Annotated in this window: 18 protein-coding genes; 12 read left to right on the top strand and 6 right to left on the bottom strand. The window is 71.1% G+C overall.

Annotated features, from left to right (window positions below; translation table 11 throughout):
- Window positions 1–45 precede the first annotated feature (45 nt).
- Window positions 46–636 carry an NAD(P)H-dependent oxidoreductase gene (locus BLT43_RS11050; RefSeq protein ID WP_090112820.1) on the bottom strand — a complete coding sequence of 197 codons (591 nt, stop codon included), beginning with the start codon at window positions 634–636 and terminating at the stop codon, window positions 46–48.
- 144 nt (window positions 637–780) lie between these two features.
- Here BLT43_RS11050 and BLT43_RS11045 point away from each other — a divergent pair, with 144 nt between their 5' ends.
- On the top strand, window positions 781–1,284 hold the full coding sequence (locus BLT43_RS11045; RefSeq protein WP_090112818.1) for a cupin: 504 nt from the start codon (window positions 781–783) through the stop codon (window positions 1,282–1,284).
- A gap of 105 nt (window positions 1,285–1,389) precedes the next feature.
- Window positions 1,390–2,973, top strand: a complete 1,584-nt coding sequence (locus BLT43_RS11040; RefSeq protein ID WP_090112816.1) for an MORN repeat-containing protein — start codon at window positions 1,390–1,392, stop codon at window positions 2,971–2,973.
- 12 nt (window positions 2,974–2,985) lie between these two features.
- On the opposite strand, the gene BLT43_RS11035 is transcribed toward BLT43_RS11040, so the two are convergent.
- Genes BLT43_RS11035 through BLT43_RS11025 form a run of 3 tightly spaced genes read right to left on the bottom strand, consistent with a single transcriptional unit; the run spans window position 2,986 to window position 5,880 of the window.
- Window positions 2,986–4,512 carry a cryptochrome/photolyase family protein gene (locus BLT43_RS11035; RefSeq protein WP_090112812.1) on the bottom strand — a complete coding sequence of 509 codons (1,527 nt, stop codon included), beginning with the start codon at window positions 4,510–4,512 and terminating at the stop codon, window positions 2,986–2,988.
- Window positions 4,506–5,192 (bottom strand): SDR family NAD(P)-dependent oxidoreductase, encoded by a 687-nt coding sequence (locus tag BLT43_RS11030; RefSeq protein WP_090112810.1) that lies wholly within the window; start codon window positions 5,190–5,192, stop codon window positions 4,506–4,508. Before BLT43_RS11030 ends, BLT43_RS11035 begins: the two co-directional genes overlap by 7 nt.
- Entirely contained in the window at window positions 5,182–5,880 is a 699-nt protein-coding gene (locus BLT43_RS11025; protein ID WP_207497513.1) for an SDR family oxidoreductase, read from the bottom strand. The genes BLT43_RS11030 and BLT43_RS11025 overlap by 11 nt, the downstream gene beginning before the upstream one ends.
- 374 nt (window positions 5,881–6,254) lie before the next feature.
- On the opposite strand from BLT43_RS11025, the gene BLT43_RS11020 reads away from it, so the two are divergent.
- From BLT43_RS11020 to BLT43_RS10990, 7 genes are all read left to right on the top strand, one after another.
- Complete coding sequence (locus BLT43_RS11020) at window positions 6,255–7,826, top strand: 2-isopropylmalate synthase (protein ID WP_090112808.1); 1,572 nt, start codon at window positions 6,255–6,257, stop codon at window positions 7,824–7,826.
- A gap of 177 nt (window positions 7,827–8,003) precedes the next feature.
- On the top strand, window positions 8,004–9,041 hold the full coding sequence (locus BLT43_RS11015) for a rod shape-determining protein (RefSeq protein WP_090112807.1): 1,038 nt from the start codon (window positions 8,004–8,006) through the stop codon (window positions 9,039–9,041).
- 73 nt (window positions 9,042–9,114) lie between these two features.
- Window positions 9,115–10,056, top strand: a complete 942-nt coding sequence (gene mreC / locus BLT43_RS11010; protein WP_090112806.1) for a rod shape-determining protein MreC — start codon at window positions 9,115–9,117, stop codon at window positions 10,054–10,056.
- On the top strand, window positions 10,049–10,582 hold the full coding sequence (locus tag BLT43_RS11005) for a rod shape-determining protein MreD (protein ID WP_090112805.1): 534 nt from the start codon (window positions 10,049–10,051) through the stop codon (window positions 10,580–10,582). The genes mreC and BLT43_RS11005 overlap by 8 nt, the downstream gene beginning before the upstream one ends.
- Window positions 10,579–12,519, top strand: a complete 1,941-nt coding sequence (gene mrdA, locus BLT43_RS11000) for a penicillin-binding protein 2 (RefSeq protein WP_090112804.1) — start codon at window positions 10,579–10,581, stop codon at window positions 12,517–12,519. The genes BLT43_RS11005 and mrdA overlap by 4 nt, the downstream gene beginning before the upstream one ends.
- 1 nt (window position 12,520) lies before the next feature.
- Complete coding sequence (gene rodA, locus BLT43_RS10995) at window positions 12,521–13,660, top strand: rod shape-determining protein RodA (protein WP_090112803.1); 1,140 nt, start codon at window positions 12,521–12,523, stop codon at window positions 13,658–13,660.
- A gap of 7 nt (window positions 13,661–13,667) precedes the next feature.
- On the top strand, window positions 13,668–14,597 hold the full coding sequence (locus BLT43_RS10990; RefSeq protein ID WP_090112800.1) for a 2-hydroxyacid dehydrogenase: 930 nt from the start codon (window positions 13,668–13,670) through the stop codon (window positions 14,595–14,597).
- Window positions 14,598–14,660: 63 nt separating this feature from the next.
- Here BLT43_RS10990 and BLT43_RS10985 read toward each other — a convergent pair whose 3' ends face one another.
- Together BLT43_RS10985 and BLT43_RS10980 are read right to left on the bottom strand one after the other, a co-directional pair.
- On the bottom strand, window positions 14,661–15,446 hold the full coding sequence (locus BLT43_RS10985; RefSeq protein ID WP_165612590.1) for an SseB family protein: 786 nt from the start codon (window positions 15,444–15,446) through the stop codon (window positions 14,661–14,663).
- Entirely contained in the window at window positions 15,443–16,030 is a 588-nt protein-coding gene (locus BLT43_RS10980) for a uracil-DNA glycosylase family protein (protein ID WP_090112797.1), read from the bottom strand. Before BLT43_RS10980 ends, BLT43_RS10985 begins: the two co-directional genes overlap by 4 nt.
- Window positions 16,031–16,301: 271 nt before the next feature.
- Between BLT43_RS10980 and BLT43_RS10975 the strand changes: the two genes are divergently transcribed.
- From BLT43_RS10975 to BLT43_RS10965, 3 genes are all read left to right on the top strand, one after another.
- Window positions 16,302–17,585, top strand: a complete 1,284-nt coding sequence (locus BLT43_RS10975; protein ID WP_090112796.1) for a Na+/H+ antiporter NhaA — start codon at window positions 16,302–16,304, stop codon at window positions 17,583–17,585.
- Between the two features lie 157 nt (window positions 17,586–17,742).
- On the top strand, window positions 17,743–18,396 hold the full coding sequence (locus BLT43_RS10970; protein ID WP_090112795.1) for an ABC transporter ATP-binding protein: 654 nt from the start codon (window positions 17,743–17,745) through the stop codon (window positions 18,394–18,396).
- A complete protein-coding gene (locus tag BLT43_RS10965) occupies window positions 18,380–20,128 on the top strand; it encodes a KpsE/RkpR family capsule polysaccharide export protein (RefSeq protein WP_165612589.1) in 1,749 nt (582 codons plus the stop codon). Before BLT43_RS10970 ends, BLT43_RS10965 begins: the two co-directional genes overlap by 17 nt.
- Window positions 20,129–20,173 lie beyond the last annotated feature (45 nt).

Raw genomic sequence — 20,173 nt, 5'->3', positions numbered from 1 at the left:
GGGAGATTACGGGCGGGGCGGCCTGCCGCAAGCCCCGCCGCGGCTTCAGCCGGCGATCCTGCCGGCGTATTCGACCAGCCGCCTGGCCTGGTAGGCCACGGATTTCTTGCCGGTCTCGTCGAGCGGGCCGGGCTGGCAGGAAAAGCCGTAGGGGTTGCCGCCATCCTCGAACTTCACCGGGTCGGCATAGCCCGGCGCCACGATGATCGAGCCCCAATGCATCGCGGTGGCGTAGATCGTCTGGATCGTGGTCTCCTGGCCGCCATGCGGGTTCTGCGCCGAGGTGGTGGCGGTCAGCGCCTTGTTGGCGAGCTTGCCCGACTGCCACAGCGGGCCGAGCGTGTCGACGAAGGCACGGAACTGGCTGGCCGGGGTGCCGAAGCGGGTCGGCACGGCGATGAAGTAGCCGTCGGCCCATTCCATGTCGTCGAGCGCAGCCTCGGGGATGTCCTTCATCCGCTCGAGCTGTTCGCGCCAGGCGTCCTGGCCGTTCACCACCTCCTCCGGCGCGGTCTCGCGGCAGCGGCGCAGCCGCACCTCGGCGCCGGCTTCTTCGGCGGCGCGCGCCGCCTCGAGCGCGACGCCGTGATTGGTGCCGTAGGTGGAATAGAAGATGACGGCGATCTTGGTGGCCATGAGCGGCTCCTCCCTGTTCAGTGCCTTCCCGGCCGAGACATAGGGCGCGGCGGGCGGGTCGCCGCCCCCTCACCGGCGAACAGGCGCCGTGCGCAACCGCCGCGCGCATTGACCACCCGCGCCTGCATGCCTAGCTGCGCTCGCATGACAGAGATCCGCACGCTGAGCGCGGCCGCCAATGGCGGCATCCCCAACCACCCGCACTGGCCGGCGCTGCTGCTGCCCGGCGCCTTCGCGCCGGGCGAGGCCGAGGCGCTGCTGCGCGCCGCCGGCTGGGGCGGGATCTGGCGCTGGGGCGTGTACGACCACCACCATTTCCACCCGAACGCGCATGAGGCGCTCTTGTGCGTGGCCGGCGCGGCCCGGCTGCAGCTGGGCGGGCCGGAGGGTGCGCCGGTCGAGGTCTCGGCCAGCGACGCGCTGGTGCTGCCGGCCGGGTTCGGCCATCGCTGCCTGTCGGCGCGCGACGGCTTCGCGGTGCTCGGCGCCTACCCGCCGGGCCAGGCGCAGGTCGAGACCGAGGCCGCCGACCCCGAGGCGCCGCGCCGCTTCGCCGACCGGATCGCGGCGGTGCCGCGGCCGCGCAGCCATCCCCTTGGCGGCGGGCCCTTTCCCGAGCTGTGGCCGCCGCGCGCCACTCCGGCCTGAGACGCCGGAGCGGTTGTCTTGCTCCGGGGGCACGGCTAGTCTGACGCGAAAGCTCAAACCGGGTCCGGTCGAACCGGGCCGATCGCATTGGGGGCAAAGGCGGCCATGCCGGCAGGACAAGTGCGCGCGTTCACACTCGCGGCGGCGGCGGCCATCGCGCTGGCCTCGACCTCCGCGGCGCAGGACGTCACCGTCAAGCAATACGAGGATGGCGGCGTCTACGAGGGCCAGTTCCTGAACGGCCGCCAGCACGGACAGGGCACCTACCGGCTGCCCAACGGCTACGAGTATCGCGGCGAGTGGTTCGAGGGCGAGATCCGCGGCGAGGGCACGGCCACCTTCCCCAACGGCTCGGTCTACGAGGGCCAGTTCGCGCGCGGCAAGCCCGAGGGCGTGGGCAAGATCACCTTCGCCGATGGCGGCACCTACGAGGGCGAATGGGCCGACGGCAAGATCACCGGCCGCGGCGTCGCCGACTACGCCAACGGCACCCGCTACGAGGGCGAGTTCCGCAACGCCATGCACCACGGCACCGGCACGCTCACCAGCCCCGACGGCTACGTCTACGAGGGCCAGTGGGTGAACGGCGTCAAGGAGGGCGAGGGCAAGATCACCTATCCCGACGGCTCGGTCTACGAGGGCCGGCTCTCGGCCGGCGAGCGCGAGGGCGAGGGCCGGCTCACCATGCCCGACGGCCTGGTCTACGAGGGCCAGTGGGTCGACGGCCGGATCGAGGGCGAGGGCCGGCTCACCCAGCCCAACGGCGACGTCTACGAAGGCGCGCTGCTGGCCGGCCAGCGCCATGGCGAGGGCCGCGTCACCTACGCCAATGGCGATGTCTACGAGGGTGCGTTCAAGAACGACCTGCGCCACGGCCAGGGCAGCTTCACCGGGGTCGACGGCTACGAGTATGTCGGCGCCTGGGTCGAGGGCCGGATCGAGGGCCAGGGCGAGGTGACCTATCCCGACGGCTCGGTCTATGTCGGCCAGTTCGCGGGCGACCTCGCCAACGGCACCGGCAAGATCACCTATCCCGACGGCTCGACCTACGAGGGCGAGTGGACCGACGGGGTGATCGAGGGCAAGGGCGTCGCCACCTATGCCAACGGGCTGGTCTACGAGGGCGAGTTCCGCAACGCCCAGAACCACGGCACCGGCAAGATGACCTATGCCGACGGCTACAGCTACGAGGGCGAATGGGTCGAGGGCCAGCGCGAGGGCCAGGGCACCGCGACCTATGCCGACGGCACGGTCTATGTCGGCGGCTTCAAGGACGGCCAGCGCCACGGCCAGGGCAAGATCACGATGCCCGACGGCTTCACCTATGAAGGCGACTGGTCGGATGGCGAGATCGAGGGCGAAGGCATCGCCACCTACGCCAATGGCGACGTCTACGAGGGCAATTTCCGCGACGGGCGGCGGCAGGGCCAGGGCGTGATGCGCTACGCCACCGGCGAGACCGAGGATGGCGGCTGGCGAGACGGCGCCTTCGTCGGCGACGCGCCGACCGAGACGCCGGAGGCGGCGGAGTCGACCGGAACCGGCGAGGACGCCGGGGCGGCGGAGGGCGAGGCGGCCGAGACCCCGGAGGCCCCCGAGGCGCCGGAAGCGGAGCCCGCGCCCGAGGCGGAGGCCGGGACCGGCGCGGAGACGGCGACCGAGGGCGAGACCGCCGAAGAGGACAGCTGAGAGCGACGGGCGCTAGACCCGCTCGCCCCTGTCCATCCGGTCGAGGAACTCTTCCGCCTCGCGCAGCACGGTGCGGCGCTTCTCGGCATCCATCCGGTCCCAGGTCCGGTACATCTGTGCCATCCGCCCGTTGCCTTCGAAGCGCTGGCGGTGGCGGTCGAGGAAGTGCCAGTAGAGCAGGTTGAACGGGCAGGCCCCCTCGCCCGTCTTGGTCTTCACGTCGTAATGGCAGCTCTTGCAGTAGTCCGACATGCGGTCGATGTAGCTGCCCGAGCTGACATAGGGCTTGGAGCCGACGATGCCGCCATCGGCGAACTGGCTCATGCCGATCACGTTCGGCGCCTCGACCCATTCATAGGCATCGGCATAGACCGCGAGGTACCACTCGTGCACCTCGGCCGGGTCGACCTGCGCGATCAGGGCGAAGTTGCCGGTGATCATCAGCCGCTGGATGTGGTGGGCATAGGCGTGGTCGCGGGTGTTGGCGACGGCGGTGCCGATGCAGTGCATCTTCGTCTCGTCGCCCCAGTACATCCCCGGCAGGCTGCGGTCGTGGCGCAGGATGTTGCGCGAGGTGTAGTCGGGGCCCTGCAGGAAGTAGATGCCGCGCATGAACTCGCGCCAGCCGATGATCTGGCGGATGAAACCTTCGGCGGCGTTGATCGGCGCGAGGCCCTCCTTCCACGCCTGCTCCACCTTGCGGCAGACCTCGAGCGGGTCGAGAAGCCCCGCGTTCATGTAGAAGCTGATGAGGCCGTGATAGAGATAGGGCTCGTCGGTCAGCATCGCGTCCTGGTAGTCGCCGAACTTCGCGAGGCCCCCCTTCAGCCAATGCGCCAGCTGCCGCCGCGCCTGTCCCTCGTCGGTGGCGAAGTCGAAGGGGCGCAGACGCCCGAAATTGTTGCCGAAGCGGCGCTCGACGAGGTCGAGCACCTCCTCCACCGTCTCGTCGGGAGTGAAGGACATCGGCCCCGAGAAATCGACGTCGTCCGGGGCGGGCTTGCGGTTCTCGTGGTCGAAGTTCCACTTGCCGCCGGCGGGCTCGTCGCCCTCCATCAGGAGGCCGGTGCGGCGGCGCATCTCGCGGTAGAAATACTCCATCCTGAGGCTCTTGCGGCCCTCGGCCCAGGCCTCGAAATCGGCGTGGCTGGCGAGGAAGCGGTCGTCGCTGAGCTGCCGCACCGGGATCGGCAGTTCCTCCAGCGCGTGGATCAGCCGCCATTCGCCCGGCTCGGTGGCGATGACTTCCTCCGCGCCGTGCGCCTCGGCCCGGCGCAGCAGCTCGCCCGGGATCGAGCCCGCGTTCTCGGGGTCGTCGAGCTTGGTGTAAGCGACGGTCCAGCCATCGCCTTCGAGCCGCGCGGCGAACTTGCGCATGGCGGCGAAGAGGAAGGCGATCTTCTTGGGGTGATGCGGCACGTAAGTGGCCTCGCTGCCCACCTCGGCCATCACCACGACGTCGTTTTCGCGGTCGGCCTCGCGCAGCGCCGAGAGGGTCTGCGTGAGCTGGTCGCCGAGGACGAGGACCAGCCTCACCACGGCACCGCCTCCCCGCGCCAGTCGTAGAAGCCGCCCGACTGCGCCGGGTCGAGATTGTCCATGACCTGCAGGAGGTTCTGGGCCGCCTCTTCGGGCGCGACCATCTTGTGCCGCCCGGCATAGGCCGCGGTGAACTCGGTCTCGACCGTGCCGGGATGCAGGGCGACCAGCACCGCGCCCTTGTCCTGCCGCTTCAGCTCCAGCGCCGCGCCGTGCACGATCTGGTTCAGGGCGGCCTTGGAGGCGCGGTAGGAATACCAGCCGCCCATGCCGTTGTCGCCGATCGAGCCGACCCGCGCCGAGAGCACGCCGCAGCGCCCGCCGTCCGCCAGGAGCCGCGGCAGGTGCCGCAGCATCAGCGCCGGGCCGGTGGCGTTGACCGCGAAGACGCGGTTCATGTGATCGGCGTCGATCGCGTCGAGCGCCTTTTCCGGCCCCTGCCCCTTGGGCGCGAGGATGCCGACGGCGACGAGGATCAGCTCGAACGGCCCCTCCACCGCGCCGAGCACGCGCGCGACCGCGTCCGGGTCAGTCACGTCGAGGCCGTCTTGGCGGCGCGACAGCCGGGTGACGGCGGTGCCGCGGTCTTCCAGTGCGGCGGCGAGCGCCGCGCCGATGCCGCCGGAGGCGCCGATCACGAGCGCAGTGGCGGGGGCGGCTTCGGGGGTCTCACTCGGCATAGATCATCTTCTTCGTCATTCCGCCGTCGAGCAGGATGCTCTCGCCGGTCATGAAGCCGGCTTTAGCCAGCCAGAGCACCGCCTCGGCCACGTCCTCGGGCCGGCCGGCGCGGCCCGCCGGGTGCTGCGCGTGGTCGATCCCGCGCAGATCGTCCCAGCCTTCGGTGACGATCCAGCCCGGCGCGATGGCGTTGACGCGGATCTCGGGGCCGAGCGAGACGGCGAGCGCGTGGGTCAGCGCCGTCAGCCCGCCCTTGGCGGCGGCGTAGGGCTCGGTGTCGGGCTCGGACTGGACCGCCCGCGACGAGGTGACGTTGACGATGGCGCCGCGCCGCGCCCGCAGCAGTGGCACGCAGTGCTTGGCCATCAGGAAGGCGCCTGTGAGGTTGGTGCCGATGAAGGCGTTCCAGTCCTCGAGCGCCAGATCCTCGACCGGCCCGACCCACGGCGCGGCGAGGCCGGCATTGTTGACCAGAAGGTCGAGCCCGTCCCAGCCGGTCTCCGCCACGGCGCGGCGCACCGAGGCCTCGTCGGAGACGTCGCCCGTGAGGCCGCGCGCGCCCTGCGGCAGCCCCGACAGGCCGTCCGCGTCGCGATCCATCGCGACGACGTCCCAGCCTTCCTGCGCGAGCCGCTTCACGATCCCGCGCCCGATCCCCTTCGCGCCGCCCGTGACAAGCGCTCTCATGCTATCATCTGCCATGCGCTGCGAGGTAGAGGCGGCCCGAAGGCGGTCAAACCGCGCCGGCGGCGGCACGATGCCGCGCCCCGGTCCGGTGTCCGGCCCGAAGTCCGGCGGAGCCCGGAGGGGGCTGGCGGAGACGGGCGGCGGGGCCGCGGAAAATTCCCGCCGATCCGGGCTTTCCATCCGCGAGCGGCCGGTTATAGTCCCGCCCATGAGCCGGATGACCATGCCCGCATCGTCCGCCGCGGCCCGAGCCGCGCTTCGGACCCTTCTTCTCCTTACGCGCCTCTGAGCGTGCCATTCGGCGCGAGCGCTCAGAGGACACGCGACCGCGCCGGAGCAAGCACCCGGACCAAAGGACAACGAAGGACCACCCCATGACCAACCGCCCCGAAAACCGCGTCCTGATCTTCGACACCACGCTGCGCGACGGCGAGCAGTCGCCCGGCGCGACCATGACCCATGCCGAGAAGCTCGAGATCGCCGAGATGCTCGACGAGATGGGCGTGGACATCATCGAGGCCGGCTTCCCGATCGCCTCGGAGGGCGACTTCAAGGCGGTGGCCGAGATCGCCCGCCAGTCGAAGCAGGCCACGATCTGCGGCCTCGCCCGCGCCAACTTCAAGGACATCGACCGCTGCTGGGAGGCGGTGAAGCACGCGCGTTCCCCGCGCATCCACACCTTCATCGGCACCTCGCCGCTGCACCGCGCCATCCCGAACCTGACCCAGGACGAGATGGCCGAGCGGATCCACGACACCGTCACCCACGCCCGCAACCTGTGCGACAACGTGCAGTGGTCGCCGATGGACGCGACCCGCACCGAGTGGGACTACCTGCGCCGCGTCGTCGAGATCGCGATCAAGGCGGGCGCCACCACGATCAACATCCCCGACACGGTGGGCTACACCGCCCCGGTGGAAAGCGCCGACCTGATCCGCCGGCTGATCGCCGATGTGCCGGGCGCCGACGAGATCGTCTTCGCGACCCACTGCCACAACGACCTCGGCATGGCGACGGCGAACGCGCTGGCGGCGGTCGAGGGCGGCGCGCGGCAGATCGAGTGCACGATCAACGGCCTGGGCGAACGCGCCGGCAACACCGCTCTGGAAGAGGTGGTGATGGCGCTCAAGGTGCGCCACGACATCATGCCCTACGACACCGGCGTCGACAGCCGCAAGATCATGAACATCTCGCGCCGCGTCGCCACCGTCTCGGGCTTCCCGGTGCAGTTCAACAAGGCGATCGTCGGCAAGAACGCCTTCGCGCATGAAAGCGGCATCCACCAGGACGGGATGCTGAAGAACGCCGAGACCTTCGAGATCATGCGCCCCGAGGATGTCGGCCTGTCGGCCACCAACCTGGTGATGGGCAAGCATTCGGGCCGCGCGGCGCTGCGCTCCAAGCTCAAGGAGTTGGGCTTCGAGCTGGCCGACAACCAGCTCAACGACGTCTTCGTGCGCTTCAAGGAGCTCGCCGACCGCAAGAAGGAGGTCTATGACGAGGACCTGATCGCGCTGGTCAAGCAGAACGACGCGGTCTCCGACCGGCTGAAGCTGAAATCGCTGAAGGTGATCTGCGGCACGGAAGGCCCGCAGCACGCCGAGATGGTGCTGCTGGTCGACGGCGAGGAGAAGTCGATCGACGCCACCGGCGACGGCCCCGTCGACGCCACCTTCAACGCGATCAAGGCGCTCTTCCCGCACGAGGCGCGGCTGCAGCTCTACCAGGTGCACGCGGTGACCGAGGGCACCGACGCGCAGGCCACCGTCTCGGTGCGGCTCGAGGAGGAGGGCCGGATCGGCACCGGCCAGGCCGCCGACACCGACACGGTGGTGGCCTCGGCCAAGGCCTACATCAACGCGGTCAACCGCCTGCTGGTGCGGCGCGAGAAGACCGCGCCGGGCGCCGACGTCAAGAATGTCGGCTATCTCGACGCGGGCGAGTGAGCCCGCCCGCCCGCGGGGGCGGCGGTGACGCAACCTCCGCGGGCCACGAAAACACGGCGAAAATGCGCTGACCGGCGGCCCGCGCGCCCTTTCCGCGCGGGGCCACACCGCCTATAAGGCGCGAAGCCCGCGCAACGGAGTCGCGGGACAGGGGCACTGGAACGGGATCATCACGCCATGTTCGGATTGGGCAGCTTGTTTTCGTCTGACATGGCGATCGACCTCGGCACGGCCAACACGCTGGTCTACGTCAAGGGCCGCGGCATCGTGCTGTCGGAGCCCTCGGTGGTGGCCTACCACGTCAAGGACGGCGTCAAGAAGGTGCTCGCCGTGGGCGAGGACGCCAAGCTGATGCTGGGCCGGACCCCGGGCTCGATCGAGGCGATCCGGCCGATGCGCGAGGGCGTGATCGCCGATTTCGACGTCGCCGAGGAGATGATCAAGTACTTCATCCGCAAGGTGCACAAGCGGACCACCTTCTCGAAGCCGAAGATCATCGTCTGCGTGCCGCATGGCGCCACCCCGGTGGAAAAGCGCGCGATCCGGCAGTCGGTGCTCTCGGCCGGCGCGCGCCGCGCGGGGCTGATCGCCGAGCCGATCGCGGCGGCCATCGGCTCGGGGATGCCGATCACCGACCCGACCGGCAACATGGTGGTCGACATCGGCGGCGGCACCACCGAGGTGGCGGTGCTGAGCTTGGGCGACATCGTCTATGCCCGCTCGGTGCGCGTCGGCGGCGACCGCATGGACGAGGCGATCGTCAGCTACCTGCGGCGCCAGCACAACCTCTTGGTGGGCGAGGCCACGGCCGAGCGCATCAAGACCCAGATCGGCACCGCGCGGATGCCCGATGACGGGCGCGGGCAGAGCCTGCACATCCGCGGCCGCGACCTTCTGAACGGCGTGCCGAAGGAGACCGAGATCTCCCAGGCGCAGGTGGCCGAGGCGCTGGCCGAGCCGGTGCAGCAAATCTGCGAGGCGGTGATGACCGCGCTCGAGGCGACGCCGCCGGACCTCGCCGCCGACATCGTCGACCGCGGCGTGATGCTGACGGGTGGCGGCGCGCTTCTGGGCCAGCTCGACCTTGCGCTGCGCGAGCAGACCGGCCTCGCCGTCTCGGTGGCCGACGAGTCACTCAACTGTGTGGCGCTCGGCACCGGCAAGGCGCTGGAATACGAGAAGCAGCTGCGGCATGTGATAGACTACGACAGCTGAGACGGCGCCGCCTACGCGCGGCGCCCCCGGCCCTTCGGGGCCCTCACATCACGCGAATAGGGGTGCGACGCCCTTGGCCAGGGACAGACACACCGGCGAAGACTATGTCCGCCCGATCCGCAGGTTGCTGGTCGGGCTGATCCTGCTCGTCATGGCGGCGGTGTTCCTGCTGTGGCGGATCGAGGACAGCCCGCGCGTGGAGCGGCTGCGCGCCGAGGTGATCGACCGCGTCGTGCCCTCGCTCGACTGGGCGATGGCGCCGATGACCGGCATCGCCACCATGGCCGCCAACTTCCAGAGCTACAGCCAGCTGCACGAGCAGAACCGCCAGCTCCGGCGCGAGCTGCAGCAGATGCGCGCCTGGCGCGAGGCGGCGCTGCAGCTCGAGCAGGAGAACGCCAAGCTGCTCGACCTCAACAACGTCCGGCTCGACCCGCGGCTGACCTACATCACCGGCGTCGTCACCGCCGACAGCGGCTCGCCCTTCCGGCAGTCGGTGCTGGTCAATGTCGGCCGCCGCGACGGCGTGCTCGATGGCTGGCCGGCGATGGACGGGATGGGGCTCGTCGGCCGGATCTCGGGCGTCGGGCGCACCACCAGCCGGGTGCTGCTGCTGACCGACACCTCGAGCCGCATCCCGGTGACGATCCAGCCCTCGGGCCAGCGCGCGATCCTGACCGGCGACAACACCGTCTACCCGCCGATCGACTTCCTCGAGAACCCCGACGTGGTCCGGCCGGGCGACCGGGTGGTGTCGTCCGGCGACGGCAACATGTTCCCCGCCGACCTGCTGGTGGGCCAGGTGACGATGAGCACCGATGGCCGGCTCAGGGTCCGGCTCGCCGCAGATTACGAGCGGCTGGAATTCCTGCGGGTGCTGCGCAGCCACGAGGCCGAGACGGTGAGCGACCCGGGCAAGCTTATCGTGCCCGAGCCGCGCGAGCTGTTCGGCCCGCCCGCCCCGGCGCTCGAGCCGCCGGCCGAAACCGCCGATGCGGAGCCCGCCGATGGCTAGCCAGACCCGCGCCGCGCTCTGGATCGGCCGGGCCGGTTTCCTGGGCCTCGCGCTGGTGCTGATGCTGTTGCGGCTCCTGCCGCTCGACACGCTGCCGCCGGTCTGGGCCGGGCCCGACCTGCTCCTGGCCGCGACGCTGGCCTGGTGCATCCGCCGCCCGGCGCTGGCGCCGGTCTGGCTGGTGGCCGGGCTGCAGCTTCTGGCCGACATGCTGCTGCAGCGCCCGCCGGGGCTCGAGGCGGCGCTGGTGGTGCTGGTCACCGAGGCGCTGCGCCGCCGCCACGCCCGGCTGCGCTCGGGCGGGTTCCTGGCCGAGTGGCTGGCCGCGGCGCTGGCCACGGTGGCGGTGCTGGGCGGGGTCGCGGCGGTGCTGTGGCTGACGCTGCTGCCGCCGCCGCCGGCGCTGCTTCTGGCCAGCCAGGCCGCGGCGACGGTGCTGGCCTACCCGCTCGTCGTGCTGGCCGCGCGCTGGCTGTTCGGCCTCGGCTTCGCCGGCCGGCCCGAGACACGGAGGATCCGCGCATGAGACGACCGCCGAGGGAAACCGAGGAAAGCAACCGCCTGATCGGTCGCCGCGCGCTGGTCGTGGGCGCGGCCCAGCTCGGCATGATCGGCGTGCTGGGCTGGCGAATGCGCGCCATGCAGGTCGACGAGGGCGAGATCTACCGCAACCTCGCCGAGGAGAACCGCATCAACATGCGGCTGATCCCGCCGGGGCGCGGGCTGATCTTCGACCGCAACGGCGTGCCGCTGGCGGTGAACGAGCAGAACTACCGCATCGTCATCACCCGCGAGGAGGCCGGCGACGTCGACGACACGCTCGAGCGGCTGTCGCGGCTGATCCGCCTGCCCGAGGGCGCGATCGAGCGGGTCAAGGAAGAGATGTACCGCCGCTCGGCCTTCGTGCCGGTGACGGTGGCCGAGCGCGTGCCGTGGGAGGAGGTCGCCAAGGTCACGGTCAACACCCCCGCCCTGCCCGGCATCACCGCCGAGGTCGGCCTGTCGCGGCACTACCCGCGCGGCTCGGACACCGCGCATGTGGTGGGCTATGTCGGCCCGGTGTCGGACTACGACCTGTCGAAGATGACCGACCCCGACCCGCTTTTGCAGATCCCGCGCTTCCAGATCGGCAAGACCGGCGTGGAGGCGAAATACGAGGAGGCGCTGAGGGGCAGCGCCGGCACCAAGCGGATCGAGGTCAACGCCGCCGGCCGGGTGATGCGCGAGATCGACCGCGAGGAGGGCAAGTCCGGCGCCGACATCCAGCTCACCATCGACAGCGCGCTGCAGGCCTATGCCGAGGCCCGGCTCGAGGGCGAGAGCGCCTCGGCGGTGGTGATCGACCTCGAGACCGGCGACCTGCGCGCCGTCGCCTCCGCCCCGACCTTCGACCCCAACCTCTTCGTGCGCGGCATCTCGAGCAGCGACTGGCGCGCGCTCAACGAGAACAAGTACCGCCCGCTCTCGGCCAAGACCGTGCAGGGCGCCTACCCGCCCGGCTCGACCTTCAAGATGGTGGTGGCGATGGCGGCGCTGGAATCGGGCCTCGTCGGCCCCGAGGACACCGAGTACTGCCCCGGCTACACCGAGGTCGGCGGCACCCGTTTCCACTGCTGGCGGCGCGGCGGGCACGGCAACGTCAACATGCACCGCTCGCTGCAGGAAAGCTGCGACGTCTACTACTACGAGGTCAGCCAGAAGATCGGCATCGACCGCATCGCCGAGATGGCGCGCCGGCTCGGCATCGGGGTCGAGCACGACGTGCCGATGTCGGCGGTCAGCGCCGGCGTCGCCCCCGACCGCGCCTGGAAGCGCGACCGCTACGACGAGGCCTGGCGCATCGGCGACACGGTCAACGCCTCGATCGGCCAGGGCTACGTGCTGGCCACGCCCCTGCAGCTCGCCGTCATGACGGCGCGGCTGGCCACCGGGCGCGACGTGCGGCCGCGGCTGGTGCATTCGATCGGCGGCGAGATCCAGCCCTCCGGCGCGGGCGAGCCGATGGGGCTGAACGAGAACTTCCTGCGCCGGGTGCGCGCCGCCATGTTCGACGTCTCGAACGCGGCCCGCGGCACCGGCTTCGGCGCGCGCATCACCGCCGAGGGGATGCAGATGTCCGGCAAGTCGGGCACCAGCCAGGTGCGCCGCATCACCGCCGAGGAGCGCGCCCGCGGCGTCACCTCGAACGCCGACCTGCCCTGGGAACGGCGCGACCACGCGCTGTGGGTCAACTTCGCGCCCGCCGAGAACCCGCGCTACGCCGTGGCGGTGGTGGTCGAGCATGGCGGCGGCGGCTCTTCCGTGGCCGCACCGATCGCGCGCGACGTGACGCTGCAGGCGCTCTATGGCGGTCCGCCGCCGCTCGAGGCCTACCCCTCGAACCTGCGCGACCAGATCGCCGAGCAGCAGAAGCGCATCGAGAACCGCGTCGCGCGCCATGCCGGCGGATCGGACCGGGCCTGACATGAGCTATCTCGAGACCAACGCCAAATACGTGCCGAGCGGGCCGCGCAAGCTGCTCTACCTGAACTGGCCGGTGATCGTGCTGCTCTGCGCGGTAGCGGGGTTCGGCTTCCTGATGCTCTACTCGGTCGCCGGCGGCGAGAGCGCGCGCTGGATGATGCCGCAGATCAAGCGCTTCGGCGTCGGCCTCGTGGCGATGATCGTCGTGGCGATGGTGCCGATCTGGTTCTGGCGCAACATGGCGCTTCTGGGCTATGCCGGCTCGCTGGCGCTCTTGGTCGCGGTCGATCTCGTGGGCGAGGTCGGCATGGGCGCCCAGCGCTGGATCGATCTCGGCCCGCTCAGGCTGCAGCCCTCGGAGCTGATGAAGGTGGCGCTGGTGATGCTCTTGGCCGCCTATTACGACTGGCTGCCGCTCAGGAAGACCTCGCATCCCTTCTGGGTGCTGCTGCCGGTCGGTCTGATCGTCGCGCCGACCATGCTGACGCTGGCCCAGCCCGATCTCGGCACCGCGCTGCTCTTGCTGATCGGCGGCGCGACGGTGATGTTCGCGGCCGGCGTGCACTGGGGCTACTTCCTGACCGTGATCGCCGCCGGCGTCGGCACCGTCTACGCCGTCTTCGCCTCGCGCGGCACGTCGTGGCAGCTTCTGAAGGACTACCAGTACCGCCGCATCGACACCTTCATCGACCCCTCGAACGACCCGCTGGGCGCGGGCTACCACATCACCCAGGCCAAGATCGCGCTCGGCTCGGGCGGCTGGACAGGGCGCGGCTTCATGCAGGGCACGCAGTCGCGGCTGAACTTCCTGCCCGAGAAGCACACCGACTTCATCTTCACCACGCTGGCCGAGGAGTTCGGCTTCGTCGGCGCCTCGACCCTGCTCGGGCTCTACGCGCTGATCTGCCTGTTCTGCCTCGTCTCGGCGATCGGCAACCGCGACCGCTTCGCCGCGCTGGTGACGCTGGGCATCGCGATGACCTTCTTCCTGTTCTTCGCGGTCAACATGTCGATGGTGATGGGCCTCGCCCCGGTTGTCGGCGTGCCGCTGCCCATGGTCAGCTATGGCGGTTCGGCGATGCTGGTCCTGCTGCTGGCCTTCGGCATCGTGCAGAGCGCCCATGTCCACAAGCCGCGCTGAGGTGCCCATGACGACGATCCTGTTCTCCGCCCCCGAGGCCCGCTGGGCCGACTACGCCGAAGTGCTGCCCGCCGCGCTGAAGGAGGCCGGGGTCAAGGCCCGCCTCACCCGCGAGGCCGCGCCAGAGGAGGTGGACTACATCGTCTTCGCGCCGAACGACGCCCTGCGCGATTTCCGCCCCTACACCCGCGCCCGCGCCGTGCTCAGCCTCTGGGCCGGGGTCGAGACCATCGTCGGCAACGAGACGCTGACCCAGCCGCTGACGCGCATGGTCGATGACGGGCTGGAGCGCGGCATGACCGAATACGTCGCGGGCCACGTGCTGCGGCATCATCTCGGCATGGACCGGCACATCGCGAACCCGGGCCGCGAATGGCGGCAGGTCGCGCCGCCGCTGGCCTCCGACCGGCCGGTCACGGTGCTGGGGCTCGGCGCGCTGGGCGAGACCTGCGCCATCGCGCTGGCCGATCTGGGCTTTCCGGTGACCGGCTGGAGCCGCTCGCGCCACGACATCCTCGGGCTGCGCTGCCTGTCGGGGCCCGAGGGGCTGCGCGAGGCGCTCTCGGGCGCCGAGATCGTGGTGACGCTCTTGCCGCTCACCGCCGAGACCGAGAACCTGATGAACGCCGAGCGCCTCGCCCTGCCCGCCCGCGGGGCTGCGCTGATCAACCCCGGCCGCGGCGCGCTGATCGACGACGACGCGCTGCTCGCGGCGCTCGACGACGGCCAGATCGGCCACGCGACGCTCGACGTGTTCCGCACCGAGCCGCTGCCCGACGACCATCCCTACTGGGCGCATCCGCGCGTCACCGTGACGCCGCACGTGGCGTCGGAGACCCGGCCCGAGACCGCCGCCAAGGTGATCGCCGAGAATGTCAGGCGGTCGGAGGCGGGCGAGCCGCTGCTGCATCTTGTGGATCGCAGGCGCGGCTACTGAGACCGGCCGCGCGGCGGCGGCCGGGTTTGAGTATTTGCGGAGTAAAGTAGGCCCTGCGCCGCCTCAGTGCAGGCGCGGCGGCTTCTCGGGGTCGGAGCCGGGCGCCTTGGGGCCGGGCGCGACATGCGGCTGCGGCAGCTTGAGCCGCAGGCCCACCTTGGCGATGCGGCGCGCGATCTCGGCATCGCCCGACAGGAAGGTCACGTCGAGCGCCTCCTCCTCCAGCCCCGAGAAGGTCAGCGCCTCGCCCACCGCGACGGCGAGGCCCTTCTCGGCATTGGGCGCGGGGTCGAGGAAGGCCAGGAGCGGCGCCTCGCGACCGTTGGCATATTCGACCCGCACGAGGAAGGCCTCGCGCGCCAGACCGCGCGCGGAGGTGAGCTTCTCGTCCAGCGCGGCGAGCAGGGCCTCGGGGAAGTCCCTGGGCGGGTTCACCGCGACCGGGCGCTCGGCCGCCTCCTGCGGCGCATGGGTCAGCGTCTCGGCCAGCCACTCCAGCGCCTCGGGCGGCAGCAGCCGCGCCGAGGGCGCGACGCGCGGGTTGAGAGCGAGACCGATCCCCTGCCCCGCGAGGATCTGCGCCAGCGCCCGGCCCGGCACGGCGGCGTGGTAGGCCAGCCCGCCCGCGTAGTCCGAGAGCCGCTCCTCGCTGTCGAAGGCCACGGCGTAGGACTGGCCCGCCTCCTCGATCAGCACCGGCGTGACGTCGTCCTCGCCCGCCTCTTCCGAGAGCAGCATGTAGAGCTCGGCATCCGCCAGCCGCCCGTAATAGCGCAGCCGCGCCGCGTCGTCCTCGGGATCGCGCGCCATCGCCGCGTCGGCCAGATCCAGACCGGTCTCCATGCTCATGCCTCCATCACCTCGCGCACCCGGGCCTTCAGGGCGGGCAGGACCTCCTCGCCGAACCACGGGTTGCGCTTCAGCCACGCGGTATTGCGCCACGACGGATGTGGCAAGGGAAAGACGTCCGGGCCGAACTCGCGCCAGCGTCGCACCCGCTCGGTGACGCCGGGGCCCTTGCCGAGATGCCAGTTCATCGCCGCGCCGCCGATCAGCACGGTGAGGCGGATGTCGGTGAGTTCGGACAGGACCTTGTCGCGCCAGACCCGCGCGCAGATCGCCGGCGGCGGCAGGTCCGAGCCCTTGGCATCGTAGCCGGGAAAGCAGAAGGCCATCGGCACGATGGCCACGCGCGAGCGGTCGTAGAACGTCTCCTCGTCCATGCCGAGCCAGTCGCGCAGACGCGCGCCCGAGCGGTCCCAGAACGGGGTGCCGGCCTCGTGCACGCGCAGGCCCGGCGCCTGGCTCGCGATCAGGAGCCTTGCGCCGGGCTTGAACCAGACCACCGGGCGCGGTTCGTGCCGCGTGGCGGTGGCCCGGAAGCGGTCGGCGCAGAGGCGGCAGGCGGAAAGATCGGCGCGCAGCTGGTCCATCGCCGGCCATCTATGGCCGATCCGCCCCCGCGCAAGGCCTCAGGCCCGCCGGCCGCGGCGCAGAACCTTGCGGACCAGCTTCCAGATCGCGAAATACTTGATGAACTTGCCCATGGCGTGTCTCCCGTCGTGCTTGGGTATCCGGGGGCGAAACGCGCGAGGCCGGCATGGGGTTCGCAAGGCCCGGCACCGCTGGGCGGCCGACCGCCGTTGCCGGGAGCCCGGCGCCGGCGATACCCTTCGAGGATGGCCGCCGGTCCGGGGGAGCCGCATGTACCGCGTCTGGAGCTTCGTCACCAACTACTCGCTGCTGCTGGTCCTCGGCGCGGCGATCGCGCTGGTCTGGGCCAATCTCGACCCAGGCAGCTACCACGCCTTCGTCGACTATGAACTGGCGCATGATTTCCCGATCGGGCACGCGCATCACGACGCGAGCGGCGCGGTCGCCCATCGCAGCCTGACGCTGCACTACCTCGTCAACGACGTCGCCATGGCCTTCTTCTTCGCCATCGCCGCCAAGGAGGTCTGGGAGGCGGTGATCCTGCGCAGCGGCTCGCTGCGCGGCCGCAAGGCGGCGACGCCGCTGGTGGCGACGCTGGGCGGCATGGTCGGGCCGGTGACGGTCTATCTCGGGCTGGCGCTGGTTCTGGGCTCCGACACCTTCGACGCCGTGGCGCGCGGCTGGGCGATCCCGACCGCGACCGACATCGCGTTCTCCTACCTCGTGGGCCGGATGGTGTTCGGCGCCGGCCACCCGGCGGTGCGCTTCCTGCTGCTGCTGGCCATCGCCGACGACGCGGCGGGGCTGGTGATCCTCGCGGTCTTCTACCCGCAGGGCGACCTCGCGCCGGTGTGGCTGCTGTTGTCGCTGGGCGCGGCGGTGGCGGTCTGGCTGCTGGCCAACTGGCTGCCGCGCCGGCTCGACCGGCACCGCGAGCTGCGCCCGAACTCGACCTTCATGCGCAACCGGCTGTCCTTCTGGCCCTACCTGCTGGCCGGGGCGGCCAGCTGGTACGGCTTCCAGCAGGCCGGGCTGCACCCGGCGCTGGGGCTGCTGCCGATCGTGCCCACCATCCCCCATGCCGACCGCGCCTTCGGCGTCTTTTCCGACGCCGAGCGGCACCTGCGCGACCTGCTCAACCACATCGAGCACCTGCTGAAGCTGCCGGTGGAGGTGATCCTGTTCTTCTTCGGCCTCGCCAATGCCGGGGTCGAGTTCACCTCGATCGGATCGCCGACATGGCTGGTTCTGGCGGGGCTCCTGGTCGGCAAGCCGCTCGGCATCCTCGGCTTCGGCTGGATCGCGGCGGGGCCGATGGGGCTGGGCCTTCCGCATGGCATGCGGGTGGTCGACCTCTTCGTGATCGGCTGCGTCGCGGCGATCGGCTTCACCGTGTCGCTGTTCATCGCCTCGGTCGCCTTCCCGCCCGACGCGATGCTGGGCGAGATCCCGGTGCGCGACGCCGCCAAGATGGGCGCGCTGCTGAGCTTCGGCGCCGCCGCGCTCTCGGTGGCGGCGGGCTGGGCCACCGGCGTGGCCCGCCAGCCGGGATGAACGGGGCGCATGCCGTGGCGGCGGGCCCGCGCCCTGAAACCCGGGAAACACTCCCGCAGTTTGGCAAGGATTCCGGCGCGGTTTCGCCACAATGCCTGCCTATCTCCCGGGCAAGGCGGCTTGCGCAGACGGCCGAAACACACGAAGACACGGGCCGATGATCGAGTTCAGCGATGTCAGCAAATCCTACTGGACCGGCACAAGGCGCAAGGTGATCCTCGACCGCGCCTCGTTCCGGCTGGAGCCGGGCCGCTCGCTCGGCATCCTGGCGCCGAACGGCACCGGCAAGACGACGCTGATCAACATGATGGCCGGGCTCGAGCGGCCCGACGAGGGGCAGATCACCCGGCGCGGGCGGATCTCCTTCCCGCTGGGCTTCATGGGCGGGGTGGTGCCGCGCCATTCGGGCCGCGAGAACACCCGCTACATCGCCCGGATCTACGGGCTCGACCCCGACTACGTCGAGGCCTTCTGCCGCTGGCTCTGCGGCATCGAGGAGTATTTCGACCGCCCGGTCGGCACCTACAGCCAGGGCATGCGGGCGCGGCTCTCCTTTGCGCTGATGCTGGCGCTGGAGTTCGACCTCTACCTGATCGACGAGGGCATGCCGCAGACCACCGACGCGGCCTTCAACCGCAAGGCGGGCGAGATCCTGCGCGAGCGGCTCGAGACCACCAGCGTGGTGATCGTCTCGCACCAGCCGCAGGTGCTCGAGCGCTTCGCGCGGCAGGCGGCGGTGCTGCGCGACGGCCGGCTGCACATGTTCGACACGCTCGAGGAGGCGCGCGCGCTCTATGACTACCACGCCTGAGCTGACCCGCTACCGCCGCCGCCCGGGCGAGCCGCTCGCCCCGCCGCCCGAGGACGCGGCGGCGCCGGCGCCGGCGCGGGCCGAACGCGCCGAGCGCACAGGGCCGGCCGAAGCCGCGCCGCAGGCCCGGATGGCGATGCACCCGGTCGCGCAGGCCGCCCCTGCGCCCGAGGACGTGCCCGAGGAGCTGCCCGAGGACGTGACCGGCGAGGCCCCGGAGGAGACGCCCGCGCCGCAGGAGGCCCCCGCCCCCGCCGCTGACCCTGCCCCGGCCGCCGACCCCGAGACCGAGCGCGAGATTGACCGCATCCGGCGCGAGGGGCTGACCGGCCGCCAGCTGCGCATGGCGCGGCGCGTGGCGCTGAAGCAGGGGATGGAGTTCACGTCGGATTTCGACGCGGTGCGCCAGCTCAGGGCGCGCGGCATCGACCCGTTCCAGCGCTCGAACATCCTCGAGCTGGTCGTGGCCGGCGAGGCCGGCCCGGAAGAGGTGCGCAACCTGCCCGCCACCACCCGCGCGAAGCTGCCGCAGGCCGCGCCACCGGACAACCTGCCCTCGACCGAGACCGCAGACCAGGCCGCCCGCCGCGCCCACGAGATCGCCGGCATCCAGCGCGACATGGCGCGCCGCCGCCGCCGCCGGTTGGGCTGGCTCGCCGCCCGCCTCGCCGCCTTCGTGCTGCTGCCGACGCTGGTGGTCGGCTGGTACTTCTTCGCCATGGCGACCCCGATGTTCGCCACGCGATCGGAATTCGTGATCCAGCAGGCCGAGCCGCAGGGCAGCGCGGGCCTGGGCGGCCTGTTCCAGGGCACCTCGATGGCGACCCAGCAGGACAGCATCACCGTGCAGTCCTACCTGACCTCGCGCGCCGCGATGGTGCGGCTCGACGAGGAGGAAGGCTTCAAGGCCGTCTTCGCCGACCCGGCCATCGACCCGGTGCAGCGCCTGCCCGACGCGGCCAGCAACGAGCGCGCCTACGCGCTCTACAAGGACCATGTGCAGGTCTCCTACGACCCGACCGAGGGCATCGTGAAGATGGAGGTGATCGCGCCCGACCCCGAGGTCTCGCAGCGCTTCTCCGAAGCGCTGATCGGCTTCGCCGAGGAGCAGGTCGATCAGCTCACGCGGCGGCTGCGCGAGGACCAGATGCAGGGCGCCCGCGCAAGCTACGAGGCGGCCGAGGCCCGCCGCGCCGCGGCGCTGGCCGACTGGCTCGAGATCCAGCGCGAGGTGCAGCAGATCGACCCGGTGGGCGAGACCGCCGCCCGCACCCAGCAGATCTCCGCTCTCGAGACGCGGCGGCAGGAGCTGCAGCTCGAACTGCAGACCCGGCTCGACGTGCGCCGCCCGAACGAGGCGCAGGTCAGCTCGATCCGCGGCCAGATCGCGGGCGTCGAGGCGCTGATCGCGGAACTGCGCCGCGAGATGACGGCCGCCAGCGCGGCGGGCTCGTCGCTGGCGGCGCGCAACACCGAGCTTCGGCTGGCCGAGGAGGATTACGGCTTCCAGACGCTGCTGGTGCAGCAGGCGCTGCAGCAGATGGAGGCGGCGCGGATCGAGGCCAACCGGCAGGTGCGCTACCTGTCGCTCGGGGTCGAGCCGGTGGCGCCGGACGAGGCGACCTACCCGAAGGCGTTGCAGAACACCGCGCTGGCGCTGCTGATCTTCGCGGGCAACTACCTCGTGCTGTCGCTGACCATCTCGATCCTGCGCGAGCAGGTCTCGAGCTGACGCGGCGGGCGTGACGCGGGCCCGCCGGCGCGCTAGACCGGCGGC

Source organism: Limimaricola pyoseonensis, from assembly GCF_900102015.1.
GTDB classification, from domain to species: domain Bacteria; phylum Pseudomonadota; class Alphaproteobacteria; order Rhodobacterales; family Rhodobacteraceae; genus Limimaricola; species Limimaricola pyoseonensis.
Note: the sequence above shows the minus strand (reverse complement) of the source record. Positions and strands in the feature narration are given on the sequence as shown.